Raw genomic sequence first — 16914 nt, forward strand, 5'->3', positions numbered from 1 at the left:
TACACGCGCCATGCCCGGTTTGTGTTGCTTCCTACAAATGCAATACATGCCGGGCTTTTTATTTGCGAAGAATAACAGCTAAAGGTGGGACAAAAAGATATGCAGCCTCTTCTTGGTGTTATCATGGGAAGCACATCTGACTGGGAAACGATGAAACATGCCTGCGGCATACTCGATGAACTGGGAATTCCGTTCGAAAAAAAGGTCGTTTCCGCACATCGGACGCCTGATTTAATGTTTGAATATGCCGAAACGGCGCGGGAAAGAGGCTTGAAAGTCATCATTGCCGGAGCGGGCGGAGCCGCCCACCTGCCGGGAATGGTCGCAGCCAAAACGACGCTGCCCGTCATCGGTGTGCCGGTTCAGTCAAAAGCGCTGAACGGCCTCGATTCGCTGCTTTCAATCGTTCAAATGCCGGGCGGAGTACCCGTTGCGACCGTTGCCATCGGCAAAGCGGGAGCGGTCAACGCCGGACTGCTTGCGGCGCAGATTTTGTCAGCTTTTGACGAAAAGTTTGCCGGAAGATTGGACGAACGAAGGGAAAGCATCAGACAAACCGTATTGGAAAGCAGTGATCAGCTTGTATAAACAAACGATTTTTCCGGGCGCGACAATCGGCATTATCGGAGGCGGACAGCTTGGCAAAATGATGGCGGTCGCGGCTAAACAAATGGGCTATAAAATCGCGGTGGTTGACCCTGTTCCTTCATCACCGTGCGGCCAGGTCGCCGACCTTGAGATTACGGCTGCCTATAATGACAGGGAAGCGATACGGAAGCTTGCCGAAGCGAGCGACGTGATCACTTACGAATTCGAGAACATCGATTATGATGCGCTGAACTGGCTGAAGGAGCACGCATACCTTCCGCAGGGGAGCGAGCTGTTGCTCCTTACGCAAAACAGGGAGACCGAGAAAAAAGCGATTGCATCAGCGGGCTGCAAAGTCGCGCCGTACCGGATCATTCACGACCGGGCGGAACTGGAAGCGTCCGTAGCGGAGCTCGGTCTTCCGGCGGTGCTGAAAACTTGCCGCGGCGGGTATGACGGAAAAGGGCAGTACGTCCTGAAGGGACATGCACAAATCGGGGAAGCCGCAGCTCTTTTACAGCACGGCACATGTATTTTGGAAAGCTGGGTTCCTTTCAAAATGGAATTGTCCGTGATCGTGACAAGATCGGTTCACGGAGAGACAACCGTCTTTCCGGCGGCAGAAAACATTCATAAACAAAATATTTTATTCCAGAGCATCGTCCCGGCGCGAGCCGATGAGGCGATTCAGGAACAAGCGGCAGCACTTGCCCTCAGGCTTGCCGAAAAACTTCAGCTTGTCGGAACGCTGGCCGTTGAGCTTTTCCTGAAGGAAGACGGCGTGCTTCTCGTCAATGAGCTGGCGCCGCGGCCGCATAATTCCGGCCATTACACCCTTGATCTTTGCGAAACGAGCCAGTTTGAACAGCATATCCGGGCTGTCTGCGGGCTGCCGCTCGGCAAAACGGACCTTCTGAAGGAAGGAATGATGGTGAACCTTCTCGGAGACGAAGTGTACATGGCTGAAGAAGACCCCGAACTTTTAAAAGAAGCGAAGCTTTATATATACGGAAAGCATGAAGTCAAACCGGGCCGCAAAATGGGGCACATCACATTTTTAAGAACACCCGACGATGAATGGATCGGGAAGATGACAGAAAAGTGGACTGAAAGAGATGGAGGACGAAAACAATGATCGAACGTTATTCAAGACCGGAAATGGCTGCGATTTGGACGGATGAAAACAGATTCCAAGCATGGCTTGAAGTTGAAATACTGGCTTGTGAAGCTTGGGCTGAACTCGGCGTCATTCCGAAAGAAGATGTGAAGGTTTTGCGGGAAAAAGCGTCATTTGACATCAACCGCATCTTCGAAATCGAGCAGGACACGCGTCACGATGTCGTCGCATTTACCCGCGCCGTGTCCGAAACGCTTGGCGAAGAGAAAAAGTGGGTGCACTACGGGCTGACATCAACAGATGTGGTCGATACCGCTCTTTCCTATCTATTAAAACAGGCGAACGATATTTTGCTCAAGGACATTGAGAGATTTGTTGACATCTTGAAAGAAAAAGCGAAGGAACATAAATATACGGTGATGATGGGGCGCACACACGGCGTACATGCAGAACCGACGACATTCGGTTTGAAACTCGCCCTTTGGTATGAAGAGATGAAGCGCAACCTGGAACGCTTCAAGCAAGCGAAAGAAGGCATCGAAGTCGGCAAAATCTCAGGCGCCGTCGGAACGTACGCGAACATCGATCCATTCGTCGAGCAGTACGTATGTGACAAGCTTGGCTTAAAACCTGCGCCGATTTCAACACAGACGCTGCAGCGCGACCGCCACGCCGATTACATGGCTGCGCTGGCGCTTGTTGCGACAAGCATCGAGAAATTCGCCGTTGAGATCCGCGGCCTCCAAAAAAGCGAAACACGCGAGGTCGAAGAATTTTTCGCAAAAGGCCAAAAAGGTTCATCTGCCATGCCGCATAAACGCAACCCGATCGGTTCGGAAAACATGACGGGAATGGCGCGCGTCATCCGCGGCTACATGCTGACCGCTTATGAAAATGTACCGCTTTGGCATGAACGCGACATTTCGCATTCATCAGCAGAGCGCATCATTCTGCCTGATGCGACGATCGCGCTGAATTACATGCTGAACCGCTTCGGCAACATTGTGAAAAACTTGACCGTGTTCCCTGAAAACATGAAGCGCAACATGGACCGCACACTCGGATTGATCTACTCCCAGCGCGTCCTTCTCGCTCTCATTGATACCGGCATGGCGCGCGAAGAAGCGTATGACACCGTTCAGCCGAAAGCAATGGAAGCATGGGAGAAACAAGTGCCGTTCCGCCAGCTTGTCGAGGCTGAGGAAAAAATTACGTCCCGACTGTCTCCGGAACAAATTAACGACTGCTTTGATTACAATTACCACTTGAAAAATGTCGACTACATTTTTGAACGTTTAGGCTTGGCATAGAATAGACCGCCCGCTTTTACAGGCGGGGGTCTAAGTGCTTAAATATTTCCAACATTCGGGTTAGGAGGCCTTCTGTGAATATTGTGAAAAATGAACTTTTATACGAAGGAAAAGCGAAAAAGATTTACCGGACGGATGATGACAACACTTTGTTTGTCGAATACAAAAACTCAGCGACGGCTTTTAACGGAGAAAAAAAAGCCGAGATTGACGGAAAAGGCCGTTTAAATAACGAAATTTCCAGCCTGATTTTCACAAGGCTTCACGAGAAGGGAATCAACAACCACTTTGTTGAACGAATTTCTGAAACGGAGCAGCTCATTAAAAAAGTGACGATCATCCCGCTTGAAGTCGTCGTTCGCAATGTCGTAGCCGGAAGCATGTCCAAAAGGCTCGGCATTCCGGAAGGCACGGAGCTGGGGCAGCCGATTATCGAGTTTTACTACAAGGATGACGCGCTCGGCGACCCGCTGATCACAGAAGACCATATCCGGATTTTAAAAGCGGCTGAGCCTGAACAGGTGGAGAAAATCAAATCGATTACGAGGCAGGTAAATGAAGAGCTGGAGACGATTTTCGCGGCTTGCGATGTCAGATTGATAGATTTCAAGCTTGAGTTCGGGCTCGATAAAGACGGCGAGGTCCTGCTGGCCGATGAGATTTCCCCGGATACGTGCCGGCTGTGGGATAAAGAAACGAATGAAAAGCTTGATAAAGATGTGTTCAGAAGAAACCTGGGCGGATTGACGGATGCATACGAAGAAATATTCAAAAGACTTGGAGGCATGTAATATGTACAAAGTGAAAGTGTATGTCAGCTTAAAAGAGAGTGTTTTAGATCCTCAGGGGAGCGCCGTTCAGCATGCTTTGCACAGCATGTCCTACAAAGAAGTTCAGGACGTCCGCATCGGCAAATACATGGAGCTCACAATCGAAAAATCGGACCGCGACCTTGACGCTCTTGTTAAAGAAATGTGCGAAAAACTTTTGGCTAACACGGTGATTGAAGATTACAGATACGAAGTCGAGGAGGTTGTCGCACAGTGAAATTTGCGGTGATTGTGCTGCCGGGCTCAAACTGCGATATCGATATGTTCCACGCGATCAAGGATGAGCTTGGCGAAGAAGCTGAATACGTCTGGCATACAGAAACAAGTCTTGATGAATATGACGGCGTCCTCATTCCGGGAGGATTCTCATACGGCGATTATTTAAGATGCGGCGCGATCGCCCGCTTCGCAAACATTATGCCGGCCGTCAAAAAAGCGGCTGAAGAAGGGAAGCCTGTGCTCGGCGTCTGCAATGGATTTCAAATTTTGCAGGAGCTCGGTCTTTTGCCGGGCGCAATGAGACGCAACAAAGATTTGAAATTTATCTGCCGTCCGGTTGAACTGATCGTCCAAAACAATGAAACGCTTTTTACATCTTCCTACGGCAAAGGCGAATCCATCACGATTCCAGTCGCTCACGGCGAAGGAAACTTCTACTGTGATGAAGAAACGCTTGCCGGATTACAAGAAAACAATCAAATCGCTTTCACATACGGAACGGATATCAACGGAAGCGTCGCCGATATTGCAGGCGTCGTCAATGAAAAAGGCAATGTATTAGGCATGATGCCTCACCCAGAACGCGCAGTCGATTCTCTGCTCGGAAGCGCCGACGGTCTTAAACTGTTTCAATCTATCGTGAAAAATTGGAGGGAAACTCATGTCGCTACTGCTTGAACCAAGTCAAGAACAAATTAAGGAAGAGAAACTTTATCAGCAAATGGGTGTCAGCGATGACGAGTTTGCCATGATTGAATCGATTCTCGGAAGGCTTCCAAACTATACGGAAATCGGGATTTTTTCAGTCATGTGGTCAGAGCACTGCAGCTACAAAAATTCCAAGCCGATCCTGAAAAAGTTCCCGACAAAAGGCGAACGCGTCCTGCAAGGACCGGGGGAAGGCGCAGGAATCGTCGATATCGGCGACAATCAGGCGGTTGTCTTCAAAATCGAATCGCACAACCATCCGTCAGCGATTGAGCCTTATCAGGGAGCTGCAACGGGTGTGGGCGGCATCATCCGCGACGTCTTTTCAATGGGCGCGCGTCCCATCGCTGTTTTGAACTCTCTCCGGTTTGGCGAACTCACTTCACCGCGTGTGAAGTACTTGTTTGAAGAAGTAGTCGCGGGCATTGCCGGATACGGAAACTGCATCGGCATTCCGACCGTTGGCGGGGAAGTTCAGTTTGACGGCTGCTATGAAGGCAATCCGCTTGTCAACGCGATGTGTGTCGGTTTAATCAACCATGAAGATATTAAAAAAGGGCAGGCGAAAGGCGTCGGCAATACCGTCATGTACGTCGGCGCGAAAACGGGGCGCGACGGCATCCACGGCGCAACGTTCGCCTCAGAGGAAATGTCTGACCAATCAGAAGAAAAGCGCTCGGCCGTTCAAGTCGGCGATCCGTTCATGGAGAAGCTGCTTCTTGAAGCGTGTCTGGAAGTCATCAAATCTGACGCTTTGGTCGGTATTCAGGACATGGGTGCGGCAGGCCTGACAAGTTCAAGCGCGGAAATGGCATCCAAAGCCGGGTCTGGGATCGAGATGAACCTTGACTTGATTCCGCAGCGCGAAACAGGCATGACGCCGTACGAAATGATGCTTTCGGAATCCCAGGAGCGCATGCTTTTGGTTATCGAACGCGGCCGCGAACAGGAAATCATCGATATTTTTGACAAGTACGATCTTGAAGCCGTTGCTGTCGGCCATGTGACTGATGACAAGATGCTGCGCCTTTTCCATAACGGAGAAATGGTTGCCGAGCTTCCGGTCGATGCTCTTGCAGAGGAAGCGCCTGTTTACCATAAGCCGTCAAAAGTACCGGCTTATTACAAAGAGTTCCTTGAAACAGACGTCCCTGCACCAAAAGTCGAAGATGCGAAAGAAACGCTTCTCGAGCTGCTAAAGCAGCCGACCATTGCGAGCAAAGAATGGGTTTATGACCAATATGACTACATGGTCAGGACGAACACGGTTGTCGCACCGGGCTCTGATGCAGCCGTCCTCAGGATTCGCGGCACGAAAAAAGCGCTCGCCATGACAACGGACTGCAATGCCCGCTACTTGTACCTTGATCCGGAAACAGGCGGGAAAATCGCCGTCGCAGAAGCGGCCCGCAATATCGTCTGCTCCGGAGCAGAACCGCTTGCCGTTACGGATAACCTCAACTTTGGAAATCCGGAAAAGCCGGAGATCTTCTGGCAGATCGAAAAAGCGGCAGACGGGATCAGCGAGGCGTGCAACGTGCTCAGCACACCGGTCATCGGCGGAAACGTCTCTCTCTACAACGAATCAAACGGAAGCGCGATCTACCCGACGCCTGTCATCGGAATGGTCGGACTGATCGAAGATACGGAGCATATTACGACACAGCACTTTAAAGCAGCGGGCGATTTGATTTATGTCATCGGCGAAACATTCCCTGAGTTCGCCGGAAGCGAGCTGCAAAAACTGACCGAAGGAAAGATTTACGGCAAAGCGCCTGCGATTGACCTGGAAGTCGAACAATCGCGTCAAAAAGCTCTTCTGAAAGCGATCCGCTCCGGACTCGTTCAATCGGCGCATGACGTCTCAGAAGGCGGCATCGGCGTGGCGCTGGCGGAAAGCGTTATATCTTCTCAAAGGCTCGGCGCCCATGTGACGCTTGCAGGCGAACCTGCATTGTTATTCAGCGAAACACAATCACGGTTTATCGTCTCTGTGAAAAAAGACCATCAAGAAGCGTTCGAAAAGCTTGTCAAAGACGCCGATCTAATCGGTGAAGTAACGTCAGACAGCGTGCTGGCTGTTCAAAGCCAGGAAGGACAACAATGGATTCATGCGCAGACAGAAGAGCTCGAAAGCGCATGGAAAGGAGCTATCCCATGCTTGCTGAAATCAAAGGCTTAAATGAAGAATGCGGCGTATTTGGGATTTGGGGGCATGAAGAAGCACCGCAAATTACGTACTACGGCCTTCACAGCCTTCAGCACAGAGGCCAGGAGGGCGCCGGCATCGTCGCAACAGACGGCGAAAAAATGTCCGCCCACAAAGGCCAGGGGCTGATTACCGAAGTTTTTCAAAACGGTGAGCTCAAAAAGGTGAAAGGAAAGGGAGCGATCGGCCACGTCCGCTATGCAACGGCGGGCGGCGGCGGCTTCGAAAACGTCCAGCCGTTCCTTTTCCATTCGCAAAACAACGGCAGCCTTGCGCTTGCGCACAATGGAAACTTAGTGAACGCCACTCAGCTAAAACAGCAGCTTGAAAACCAGGGCAGCATTTTTCAAACGTCTTCAGATACGGAAGTGCTCGCCCATTTAATTAAAAGAAGCGGCCACTTCGAGCTGAAAGATCAAATCAAAAACGCTCTTTCTATGCTGAAAGGCGCTTATGCTTTCCTGATCATGACGGAAAAGGAAATGATCGTGGCGCTTGATCCGAACGGACTCAGACCGCTATCTGTCGCAATGCTTGGCGACGCGTACGTCGTCGCTTCTGAAACGTGCGCATTTGATGTGGTCGGCGCGACATATCTGCGCGATGTAGAACCGGGCGAGATGCTGATCATCAATGATGAAGGCATGAAGTCAGAGCGGTTCTCCATCAACATCAACCGTTCGATCTGCAGCATGGAGTACATTTATTTCTCAAGACCTGACAGCAATATTAACGGCATTAACGTCCACAGCGCGAGAAAGAATCTCGGCAAAAAGCTCGCCGAGGAATCAGGCATTGAAGCAGATGTGGTGACAGGCGTTCCTGACTCAAGCATTTCAGCGGCGATCGGCTATGCCGAAGCGACGGGAATTCCTTACGAACTCGGATTGATCAAAAACCGCTATGTCGGCAGAACGTTCATTCAGCCGTCACAGTCGCTCAGGGAGCAGGGCGTGAGAATGAAGCTGTCAGCCGTCCGCGGGGTCGTTGAAGGAAAGCGCGTCGTCATGGTGGACGATTCAATCGTGAGGGGCACGACGAGCCGCAGGATTGTGACGATGCTGCGCGAAGCCGGAGCGACGGAAGTGCACGTCAGAATCAGTTCCCCGCCTATTGCCCATCCGTGCTTTTACGGAATTGACACATCGACGCACGAAGAACTGATCGCGTCCTCTCATTCAGTGGAAGAAATCCGTCAGGAAATCGGCGCCGATACATTGTCATTCTTGAGCATTGAAGGACTCCTTTCCGGGATCGGAAGACAGTATGAAGGTGAAAACTGCGGCCAGTGCATGGCCTGTTTTACAGGAAAATATCCGACCGAAATTTATCAGGATACTGTTCTTCCTCACGTGAAAGAAATCGTTTTGACAAAATAAACCGGCCGGCGCGATTGAAGCGCCTGGCCTGCTGAAATGAATAAAGGGCAGCAGAGGCAATGCGGCTGCTCTTTTGATTTTGAATATCACGAATGGACAAGCGCGGAATAAGGAGTGATTGTGTTGTCTGAAAGCTATAAAAACGCCGGGGTTGATATTGAAGCCGGATATGAAGCCGTAAAACGAATGAAAAAACATGTGGAAAGAACGAAGCGAATCGGCGCAATGGGCGGACTTGGCGGGTTTGGCGGCATGTTTGACCTGTCGGAACTGCCGTACAAACAGCCGGTTCTCATTTCGGGAACGGACGGTGTCGGCACAAAACTGAAGCTCGCTTTTGCGATGGACAAGCATGACACGATCGGCATCGATGCCGTCGCGATGTGTGTCAACGATGTGCTCGCTCAAGGAGCGGAGCCGCTTTTCTTCCTCGATTACCTTGCGGTCGGAAAAGCCGATCCCGTCAAAATTGAAGAGATCGTAAAAGGCGTCGCAGAAGGCTGCGTACAGTCGGGATCAGCGCTTGTCGGCGGAGAAACGGCGGAAATGCCGGGGCTTTATACAGAGGATGAATACGATATCGCCGGGTTCTCGGTCGGAGCTGCCGAAAAAGATGGCATCGTCACGGGCGAAAATATCAGCGAAGGGCACCTTTTAATCGGACTTTCTTCAAGCGGCCTTCACAGCAACGGCTTCTCTCTCGTTCGGAAAGTTCTTCTTGAAGATGCCGGTCTGAACCTTGATGAGACGTATGCACCTTTTGAACGGCCTCTTGGCGAAGAGCTTTTAGAGCCGACGAAAATCTATGTCAAGCCTGTCCTTGAAGCGGTGAAATCAGGCAAAATCGCCGGCATGGCGCACGTGACCGGCGGCGGTTTTATCGAAAACCTGCCGCGCATGATGCCCGATGGCCTCGGCGTTGAAATCGACATCGGCTCCTGGCCCGTTCCTCCTATCTTCCCGTTCATTCAGGAGAAAGGCGGCCTGAAATCCGAGGAAATGTTTAATGTTTTCAATATGGGAATCGGCTTTGTTCTTGCGGTGAAAGAAGAGGATATGACAGACGTGATCCAAACGCTCGAAAACAACGGTGAAAAAGCCTATCTCATCGGCAGAGTGAAAGCCGGAAGCGGCGTTGTGTTTGGCGGTGCCGGTCTTTCATGAAAAAATTCGCGGTATTTGCATCAGGAAGTGGAACGAATTTTGAAGCAATCGAAAGAAGAATGAGAGAAGAGAACTGGGATGCCGAAATTGTCCTCGTCGTCTGTGACAAGCCCGATGCGAAAGTGCTTGAAAGGGCGGAAAAAGCCGGAATCCCGTCGTTCGCCTTCCAGCCGAAATCGTTCGACAATAAAGCTGCATTTGAACAAGTGATCGTTGAACAGCTCCGCCTTCACGGAGCGGAATGGATTGTGCTGGCGGGGTATATGAGGCTGATCGGCGATACGCTTCTTTCGGCTTACCGGAATAAAATCATCAACATCCATCCGTCGCTCCTGCCGGCGTTTCCCGGCATCGACGCGGTCGGACAAGCGTACAGAGCAGGCGTGAAAGTGGCAGGCATCACGGTTCACTACGTTGACGAAGGCATGGACACCGGTCCGATTATCGCCCAGCGCGCCGTTGAGCTTGAAAAAAGCGAAACACTCGCGTCTCTTGAAGAAAAGATACACAAATTGGAGCATGAACTTTATCCCGAAGTAATCAAAGAGCTTCTTGAACTAAATGGCAGAGGTGAAAAGGAATGACGATCAAACGCGCATTAATCAGCGTATCTGATAAAACGAACATTGTCCCTTTTGTAAAAGAATTGACAGAGCTTGGCGTTGAAGTGATTTCAACAGGGGGCACAAGCAAACTTCTTCAGGAAAACGGCGTTGACGTCATCGGCATTTCTGAAGTGACGGGCTTTCCCGAAATCATGGACGGCCGTCTGAAAACCCTTCATCCGAATATTCACGGCGGGCTTCTTGCCGTACGCGGCAACGAAAAGCACATGGCGCAGCTGAATGAGCAGGGTATCCAGCCGATCGACCTTGTCGTTGTCAATTTATATCCTTTTAAAGAAACGGTTTCTAAAGAAGATGTCACATTCGAAGAAGCGATTGAGAATATCGACATCGGCGGCCCCGGCATGCTTCGCGCTGCAGCGAAAAACCACCAGGACGTGGCGGTCATCGTCGATCCCCGCGATTACAGCCCTGTGCTGAACGACTTGAAAGAAAACGGCAGCGTCTCTCTTGAGAAAAAACGCGAGCTTGCGGCGAAGGTGTTCCGCCACACGGCAGCATATGACGCGTTGATCGCTGACTATTTAACAAATGTAACCGGTGAAAAAGAGCCTGAACAGTTCACCGTCACTTTTGAGAAAAAACAATCGCTCCGCTACGGCGAAAATCCGCATCAGGAAGCAGTCTTTTATCAAAGCGCGCTCCCTGTCAAAGGGTCGATCGCTTCAGCTGAACAGCTGCACGGAAAAGAGCTTTCCTACAACAACATCAAAGACGCGGATGCGGCACTTCAAATTGTCCGCGAGTTCACCGAGCCGGCTGCGGTTGCCGTCAAGCATATGAACCCTTGCGGCGTCGGGACGGGCAACACGATCGAAGAGGCGTTTAACAAAGCATACGCCGCTGACGAAACATCGATTTTCGGCGGCATCATCGCCCTGAACCGCGAAGTGGACAAAGCGACTGCTGAAACGCTTCACAAAATCTTTTTGGAAATCATTATCGCGCCGGCATTCAGCCAAGAAGCGCTTGATATTTTAACATCCAAGAAAAACCTTCGCCTCTTGACCCTCGATGTCAATCAGCCTGTGAAAAACGAAAAACAGCTGACATCTGTTCAAGGCGGGCTCTTGATTCAGGATCTGGATATGCACGGCTTTGACGACGCTGACATTACGATTCCGACGAAAAGGGAGCCGACCGAACAGGAATGGGCTGACCTGAAGCTTGCTTGGAAAGTCGTGAAGCACGTCAAATCGAATGCGATTGTCCTGGCAAAGGACGATATGACGATCGGCGTCGGCGCCGGGCAAATGAACCGCGTCGGCTCGGCGAAAATCGCAATTGAGCAAGCCGGGGAGAAAGCAAAAGGAAGCGCGCTCGGATCAGATGCCTTCTTTCCGATGCCTGATACGGTCGAAGAAGCGGCTAAAGCCGGTGTGACGGCAATCATTCAGCCGGGCGGCTCGGTTCGTGATGAAGATTCAATTAAAAAAGCGGATGAATACGGGATCGCGATGGTGTTCACCGGAATCCGCCATTTCAAACATTAAGGGAGTGACCAGCGTGAACGTATTGATTATCGGCAGAGGCGGCAGGGAGCACACGCTCGCCTGGAAAGCGGCGCAAAGCCCTCTTGTCGGCACTGTATATGCGGCGCCCGGCAATGACGGAATGGCCGGGACCGCCGTACTCGTTGATCTTGACGAAGGCAATCACGAAGGGCTTCTCGCTTTCGCAAAGGAAAACAATATCGGACTGACGATCGTCGGTCCTGAGGTCCCTTTAATCGAAGGGCTTGTTGATGCATTTGAAGAAGCGGGCCTTCCGGTGTTTGGACCGTCGAAAAATGCAGCTGTGATTGAAGGAAGCAAGCAGTTTGCCAAGGATCTTATGAAAAAATACCAGATTCCGACAGCAGAATACGAAACGTTTACATCTTTTGAAAACGCAAAGGCGTATGTTGAGGAAAAAGGCGCTCCAATCGTTATTAAAGCCGACGGGCTTGCCGCCGGAAAAGGCGTCACAGTCGCGATGACAGCCGAAGAAGCGGTTCAGTGTCTGCATGACTTTTTAGAAGATGAAAAGTTCGGCGAAGCAAGCGCATCTGTCGTCATCGAGGAATTTTTGAGCGGTGAAGAATTTTCGCTGATGGCTTTTGTCAAAGGTGAGAAAGTGTATCCGATGGTGATTGCACAGGATCACAAGCGGGCATTTGACGGAGACAAGGGCCCGAATACAGGGGGAATGGGCGCGTATTCTCCGGTGCCGCAGATTTCGGATGCGGTCGTCGAAGACGCCGTTAAAACGATTTTGGAGCCGGCGGCCGAAGCGATGGTTAAAGAAGGCCGTTCGTTTACGGGAGTCTTGTATGCCGGGTTAATGCTGACCGAAAAAGGAACAAAAGTGATCGAATTCAACGCGAGATTCGGGGATCCCGAAACCCAGGTCGTCCTGCCGCGTCTTGAATCAGACCTTGTCCAGGTCTTGGTTGATCTCCTCGCAGACAGAGAAGTGGAGCTGAAGTGGAAGGATACGGCGGCAGTCACCGTTGTTCTTGCATCTGACGGCTATCCGGAAAGCTATGAAAAAGGCGCGCCGATCGGCACGCTTGAGCCTGACATGGAGCAGACCGTCGTCTTTCACGCAGGCACGAAAAAAAGCGGCGATCAGTTTGTGACGAACGGCGGCCGCGTCGCCAATGTCACCGCGTTTGCAGAGACGTTTGATGCGGCAAGGGAAGCAGCCTATCAAGCGGTGGATCGAGTAAGAAAACCGGGGCTGTTTTACCGGATGGACATCGGCTCGCGTGCGCTCAAGGCAGCACAGAAATAATAGGTGAAGAGACAGAGCGGGAGCACCCGTTTTGTCTCTTTTTTTGAGCTCAATTTTTTTGGATGATCTTGATCATCGATTCAGCCATCAATTCGGGCGGATAAGGCATGCCGTTTTCAAGCCACCATGCGGCTGTGCCCGCGAAGGCGGAAATCACAAACCGCCGCTGAATGTCGAGAGGCACTGAGCGGTCAGTATCAGCAGCTGCCGTTTTTTTGATTCCCGTCAAAAAGCTGTCATTCCAAAAATCATTGAGCAGCTCCTTAATGTTCAGCTCATATCTTCTGTTGATGATAATCGCAAAATCGCCGCTGTTCTGTTACAAATGATGATAAAAGCGCAGCACATACCAGTATGCTTCTGGCTTTTTCCCGCTGCTATCTATATCAAGCGGCGAAAAAATATCCTCTTTCATCGCCTCAAACATATCCCTCATATGTTGATGAAGCAAATCGTATTTATCTTGATAATGCTGATAAAATGTCGTTCGATTCAAGTTTGCCCGTTGCGTAATATCCTGCACAGAGATTTTTCCCCATTCTTTTTCAGCAAGCAGTTCAAACAAGGCTTTTTTTAAGTTTGTTTTCGATTTTGTGATCCGCTTGTCCCCGCGGTAGCTGTCAGCCAATTCAGCCGCCTCCTCAATCACTTTTTCGACACTTCTTTTCCATTTGTTGGTTGAATGGCCAGATGGAATCTATTAATTTAAAACTAACATATTGAACTTCATGAATCAGCTGACAAGCAACCGAAGGAGTGAAAGCGATTGAGTCAAACAAAACAGCAGAACCCCATTCAGAAAGCGCTGATTAACGGAAAGAACAGACAAGACCCGTATGATCCGTTTCCGTGGTATAAAAAAATGCGCACCGAATCACCGATTCACTATGATGAAGACAGCAAAGTGTGGAGTGTGTTCCGCTATGACGATGTCAAAAGAGTGATCAGCGACAAAGACTTTTTTTCAAATCAATTCCCTCAGCTTGGAACTGGCAATACGTTTGCGAAAACGATGATCAGCATGGATCCGCCGAAACACACGAGAATCAGATCGATCGTCAACAAGGCTTTTACACCGCGCGTCATGAAGGAGTGGGAGCCGCGCATTCGCGAACTGACGAATGAATTGCTCGCTGATGTCCGCGGCAGGGAAGAGATCGACCTTGTACAGGATTTTTCATATCCGTTGCCCGTAATCGTCATTTCGGAATTGCTCGGCGTTCCTTCGGTGTATAAGCATCATTTCAAAGAATGGTCCGACCTGTTGGTCAGCCTGCCGAAGAGCGATCGGCCGGAAGATGTGAACGAGTGGAAAAACATCAGGGACCAAGGCGAAGAAGAGCTGACCGCATTCTTTGAAAAGATGATTGAAGAGAAAAGACAAAACCTCGGCAATGACCTGATTTCGCTTTTGATCAAAGCCGAACAAGAAGGGGACAAGCTGTCCCCTGATGAATTGGTTCCATTTTGCAATCTGCTCTTGATGGCGGGGAATGAAACGACGACGAATTTAGTTTCAAATGCGGTCTACAGCAATCTCGAAACACCGGGCGTGTATGACGAGCTCGCCAGGCATCCTGAACTGATTCCGCAGGCAGTCGAGGAAGCCGTCCGTTTCCGGGCGCCAGCGCCGATGATTGTGCGCTTCGTTAAACAGGATACCGAGATCAGAGGAGTAAGCTTGAAAAAAGGAGAAGGTGTGATCGCTTTCCTTGCTTCTGCCAACCGTGATGAAACGAAATTTGAGAGGGCGCACGAATTTGATATTCACCGCCATCCGAACCCGCATATCGGATTTGGGCACGGCATCCACTTTTGTTTGGGCGCCCCGCTCGCAAGGCTGGAAGCGGCGATCGCCATTGAGGCGCTCTTAAAGCAGTATGCCTCGATGGAAAAGCTTGCGGTCGTGCCGATGGCCGACAGCAGCATGTACGGCTTGAAACATTTCCGTCTGCGGGTGAAGTCAGCAGGGGAAACGGCGCCTAACTAATTAGAAAAGCACCGAAAAGGTGCTTTCAGCGTGTCGACAAACCCTCGCATTCGTTGTCAGGCCTGCTAAGTCGGTGCTCACGAATAGAGGAAGGATCGGCGGCTAACCGCCCAGGCGTCCTGCCTGAACGCCGCCGTCATCACCTCCTGTGAAAGTCCGCTCCGATGCTCGGCCTTCCTAGACTGCAAGGTTTTCAATCACGCTGAAAAGGTGACGAAATCCTAAAACTTTAAACCGTTTTAGGATTTCGTCAACAATCTGCCACCTTCTTTCCCAAGAAGGTGTTTTTTTACGGACAGGGCATTTCTTTCATTGCATAAGCAGGTCAGCAGGAATTTGACTGGATAAGCCTCGTGCTTTAAAATGAAAGTAATAAAAATGAATACTCCAAAGGGGAGTAGCTGTCACAGTAAAGTCGTCATTACGGGATGTCCTAGATCCTCGGCTTTACTGGCAATCTAATTGTTAGCGAGACCTTTGCCAAATCTGATTTGGTGAAGGTCTTTTTGTTTATCCACTTCACCAAATCGGTGGAGTTTTTTCATTTTTATCAAAAGGGAAAGGAGACTGACCGTGTCTAAGCTCGGGAAATGGCTGAAGCGTGAATTGGTGAAGAAAGGTCTGCCTTTGGCGAAAGAAAAATTAATTCCGATTTTGAAAGAAAAAATGAAAAAGAAACGATAAGGAGGCAAACAATGAAAAGAATTCTTATAGTTCTTGCCGGAATGGGCCTTTTAGGTGCGGGCGGATGCGGAATGCTTGATCAGGTGAATGACGGATTGAACTATACAAATGAAGCGGCCGGCTATATCCAAAAAGTGAAGACATTTGCGGAGGAGGCGCCTTCCTTGGCTGAACAGGCTGTAAACGACACGGGTGCAAAAGAAAAGTTGGAAACTCAGCTTGAGTCTATCCAGCAGGCTGCAGCCGATTTTAATGAATTAACCCCTCCTGATGCCGCAGCCGAGGTTCATAACACCATCGAGAAGCATAATGAAACACTGCAAAAAAGCGCTGAGGATGTTTTGAAAAGTGTTGAGGAAGGAAAATTAACAGTCGAGAAGCTGGAGCAGTCAGAATTGGTGCAAAGCGCTCAGCAGATCAGCGATGTGATGGGCCAGATTGAAAAATTGACCGAATAGAAAAAAGCATCCCGGTTTGGGATGTTTCGGCTTGTCGACAAAGTCATAAAAAGTGGCTTCATCGACAAGCTTTTTTAAAAAAATGTGAGTGGAATCTAGATTATGTTGCCCAAGCACTCAAAAGATCAGCGTAAACAGCTTGAAGTCGTTGCCTTAAGTGAACTTGTCCCTGAAGATCAACTGGTCAGGAAGATGGAAGAAGCCATGGATTTTTCATTTATTTATGAAAAAGTTGCCCCTCTTTATTCTTCAAAAGCACGTCCAAGCATTGATCCCGTTGTATTGATCAAAATGGTTCTGATTCAATACGTGTTTGGGCATCGCTCCATGCGCGAAACCATCGAACGGGTTTTTGCGGATTTAAAACACAAGCGTGGCCTGCGCTGGACAACCCTGCGGGGAAAGAAAAAATTGTCCATGCAGGCGATGCTTGTTTTCGCTGCCATGAATCTAAAAAACTGGCGAATTGGACGTGGAAAGGCCCTAATCGCCAGCCTTTTCATCGAAAAAACAAAATAAACTGGACAAAAATAGGTCGGATCTTAGAAATCCGACCTATTTTGTCAACGGTCTGAAAGCACCTATAAAAGGTGCTTTTTATGATTGTTCGCCAGTCTCTCCCTGTTGCTTCATATACGTTTGGCAAACATATGTCATGGGACAAAATCGTAAAATGCCGGAAGCGGCCTTCATCGCCCCCATAAACATGCAGAAAAGCGTCATTCTGCACCACGGTTTTCTCGTAAACTTTGCCGCTGCCGCCGACAGGATCGTCAGTCCGCAGGCAATGCGAAAAACGGCGTCAAACAGTCCGATGTTTTGCTTCATACTTTATTCCTCCTATTTAAATAATTAAA

Annotated in this window: 17 protein-coding genes and 1 pseudogene; 15 read left to right on the forward strand and 3 right to left on the reverse strand. The window is 49.9% G+C overall.

All coding sequences use genetic code 11. The features are described 5' to 3' along the window. The first annotated feature begins 99 nt into the window (after window positions 1–99). The 12 genes from purE (at window position 100) to purD (ending at window position 12925) form a co-directional block, all read left to right on the forward strand. The gene (gene purE, locus H7F26_RS09925) at window positions 100–588 is read left to right on the forward strand and encodes a 5-(carboxyamino)imidazole ribonucleotide mutase (RefSeq protein WP_017474620.1); all 489 of its coding nucleotides are present in this window, start codon (window positions 100–102) and stop codon (window positions 586–588) included. Continuing rightward, on the forward strand, window positions 581–1723 hold the full coding sequence (purK, locus tag H7F26_RS09930; RefSeq protein WP_069500291.1) for a 5-(carboxyamino)imidazole ribonucleotide synthase: 1143 nt from the start codon (window positions 581–583) through the stop codon (window positions 1721–1723). The genes purE and purK overlap by 8 nt, the downstream gene beginning before the upstream one ends. Then, window positions 1720–3015: an adenylosuccinate lyase gene (gene purB, locus H7F26_RS09935; protein WP_017474622.1), complete on the forward strand. Its 1296-nt coding sequence runs from the start codon at window positions 1720–1722 to the stop codon at window positions 3013–3015. Before purK ends, purB begins: the two co-directional genes overlap by 4 nt. 74 nt (window positions 3016–3089) lie before the next feature. Next, on the forward strand, window positions 3090–3806 hold the full coding sequence (purC, locus tag H7F26_RS09940; protein WP_044789762.1) for a phosphoribosylaminoimidazolesuccinocarboxamide synthase: 717 nt from the start codon (window positions 3090–3092) through the stop codon (window positions 3804–3806). Between the two features lies 1 nt (window position 3807). Then, window positions 3808–4062, forward strand: a complete 255-nt coding sequence (purS, locus tag H7F26_RS09945; protein ID WP_073411792.1) for a phosphoribosylformylglycinamidine synthase subunit PurS — start codon at window positions 3808–3810, stop codon at window positions 4060–4062. Further along, entirely contained in the window at window positions 4059–4742 is a 684-nt protein-coding gene (gene purQ, locus H7F26_RS09950) for a phosphoribosylformylglycinamidine synthase subunit PurQ (RefSeq protein ID WP_003179533.1), read from the forward strand. The genes purS and purQ overlap by 4 nt, the downstream gene beginning before the upstream one ends. Beyond that, complete coding sequence (gene purL, locus H7F26_RS09955; RefSeq protein ID WP_009329142.1) at window positions 4726–6954, forward strand: phosphoribosylformylglycinamidine synthase subunit PurL; 2229 nt, start codon at window positions 4726–4728, stop codon at window positions 6952–6954. Before purQ ends, purL begins: the two co-directional genes overlap by 17 nt. Further along, window positions 6930–8360 carry an amidophosphoribosyltransferase gene (gene purF, locus H7F26_RS09960; protein WP_003179536.1) on the forward strand — a complete coding sequence of 477 codons (1431 nt, stop codon included), beginning with the start codon at window positions 6930–6932 and terminating at the stop codon, window positions 8358–8360. Before purL ends, purF begins: the two co-directional genes overlap by 25 nt. 123 nt (window positions 8361–8483) lie before the next feature. Continuing rightward, window positions 8484–9524 carry a phosphoribosylformylglycinamidine cyclo-ligase gene (gene purM / locus H7F26_RS09965; RefSeq protein WP_011197613.1) on the forward strand — a complete coding sequence of 347 codons (1041 nt, stop codon included), beginning with the start codon at window positions 8484–8486 and terminating at the stop codon, window positions 9522–9524. Next, window positions 9521–10108, forward strand: a complete 588-nt coding sequence (purN, locus tag H7F26_RS09970; RefSeq protein WP_003179538.1) for a phosphoribosylglycinamide formyltransferase — start codon at window positions 9521–9523, stop codon at window positions 10106–10108. The genes purM and purN overlap by 4 nt, the downstream gene beginning before the upstream one ends. Continuing rightward, complete coding sequence (gene purH / locus H7F26_RS09975) at window positions 10105–11643, forward strand: bifunctional phosphoribosylaminoimidazolecarboxamide formyltransferase/IMP cyclohydrolase (protein ID WP_003179539.1); 1539 nt, start codon at window positions 10105–10107, stop codon at window positions 11641–11643. Before purN ends, purH begins: the two co-directional genes overlap by 4 nt. A 13-nt stretch (window positions 11644–11656) precedes the next feature. Beyond that, entirely contained in the window at window positions 11657–12925 is a 1269-nt protein-coding gene (purD, locus tag H7F26_RS09980) for a phosphoribosylamine--glycine ligase (protein ID WP_003179540.1), read from the forward strand. A 49-nt stretch (window positions 12926–12974) separates the two neighbouring features. On the opposite strand, the gene H7F26_RS21940 is transcribed toward purD, so the two are convergent. Next, on the reverse strand, window positions 12975–13223 hold the full coding sequence (locus tag H7F26_RS21940) for a TetR-like C-terminal domain-containing protein (protein ID WP_306453478.1): 249 nt from the start codon (window positions 13221–13223) through the stop codon (window positions 12975–12977). 21 nt (window positions 13224–13244) lie between these two features. Next, window positions 13245–13553 carry a TetR/AcrR family transcriptional regulator gene (locus H7F26_RS21945; RefSeq protein WP_016886205.1) on the reverse strand — a complete coding sequence of 103 codons (309 nt, stop codon included), beginning with the start codon at window positions 13551–13553 and terminating at the stop codon, window positions 13245–13247. Between the two features lie 138 nt (window positions 13554–13691). Here H7F26_RS21945 and H7F26_RS09990 point away from each other — a divergent pair, with 138 nt between their 5' ends. The 3 genes and pseudogenes from H7F26_RS09990 to H7F26_RS22225 form a co-directional block, all read left to right on the forward strand. After that, entirely contained in the window at window positions 13692–14915 is a 1224-nt protein-coding gene (locus tag H7F26_RS09990) for a cytochrome P450 (RefSeq protein WP_003179546.1), read from the forward strand. Between the two features lie 695 nt (window positions 14916–15610). Beyond that, window positions 15611–16057 (forward strand): DUF6376 family protein, encoded by a 447-nt coding sequence (locus H7F26_RS09995; protein WP_003179550.1) that lies wholly within the window; start codon window positions 15611–15613, stop codon window positions 16055–16057. Window positions 16058–16387: 330 nt separating this feature from the next. After that, window positions 16388–16632, forward strand: a pseudogene (locus tag H7F26_RS22225) (transposase); the annotation flags it as partial. Between the two features lie 22 nt (window positions 16633–16654). Here the strand turns inward: H7F26_RS22225 and H7F26_RS10005 are convergent. Then, window positions 16655–16885, reverse strand: coding sequence for a YgaP family membrane protein (locus H7F26_RS10005; RefSeq protein ID WP_003179554.1), 231 nt, complete (start codon window positions 16883–16885; stop codon window positions 16655–16657). Window positions 16886–16914: the final 29 nt, after the last annotated feature.

Origin of the sequence: Bacillus sp. PAMC28748, from assembly GCF_014250415.1 — a bacterium.
Taxonomy (GTDB): Bacteria; Bacillota; Bacilli; order Bacillales; family Bacillaceae; genus Bacillus; species Bacillus licheniformis.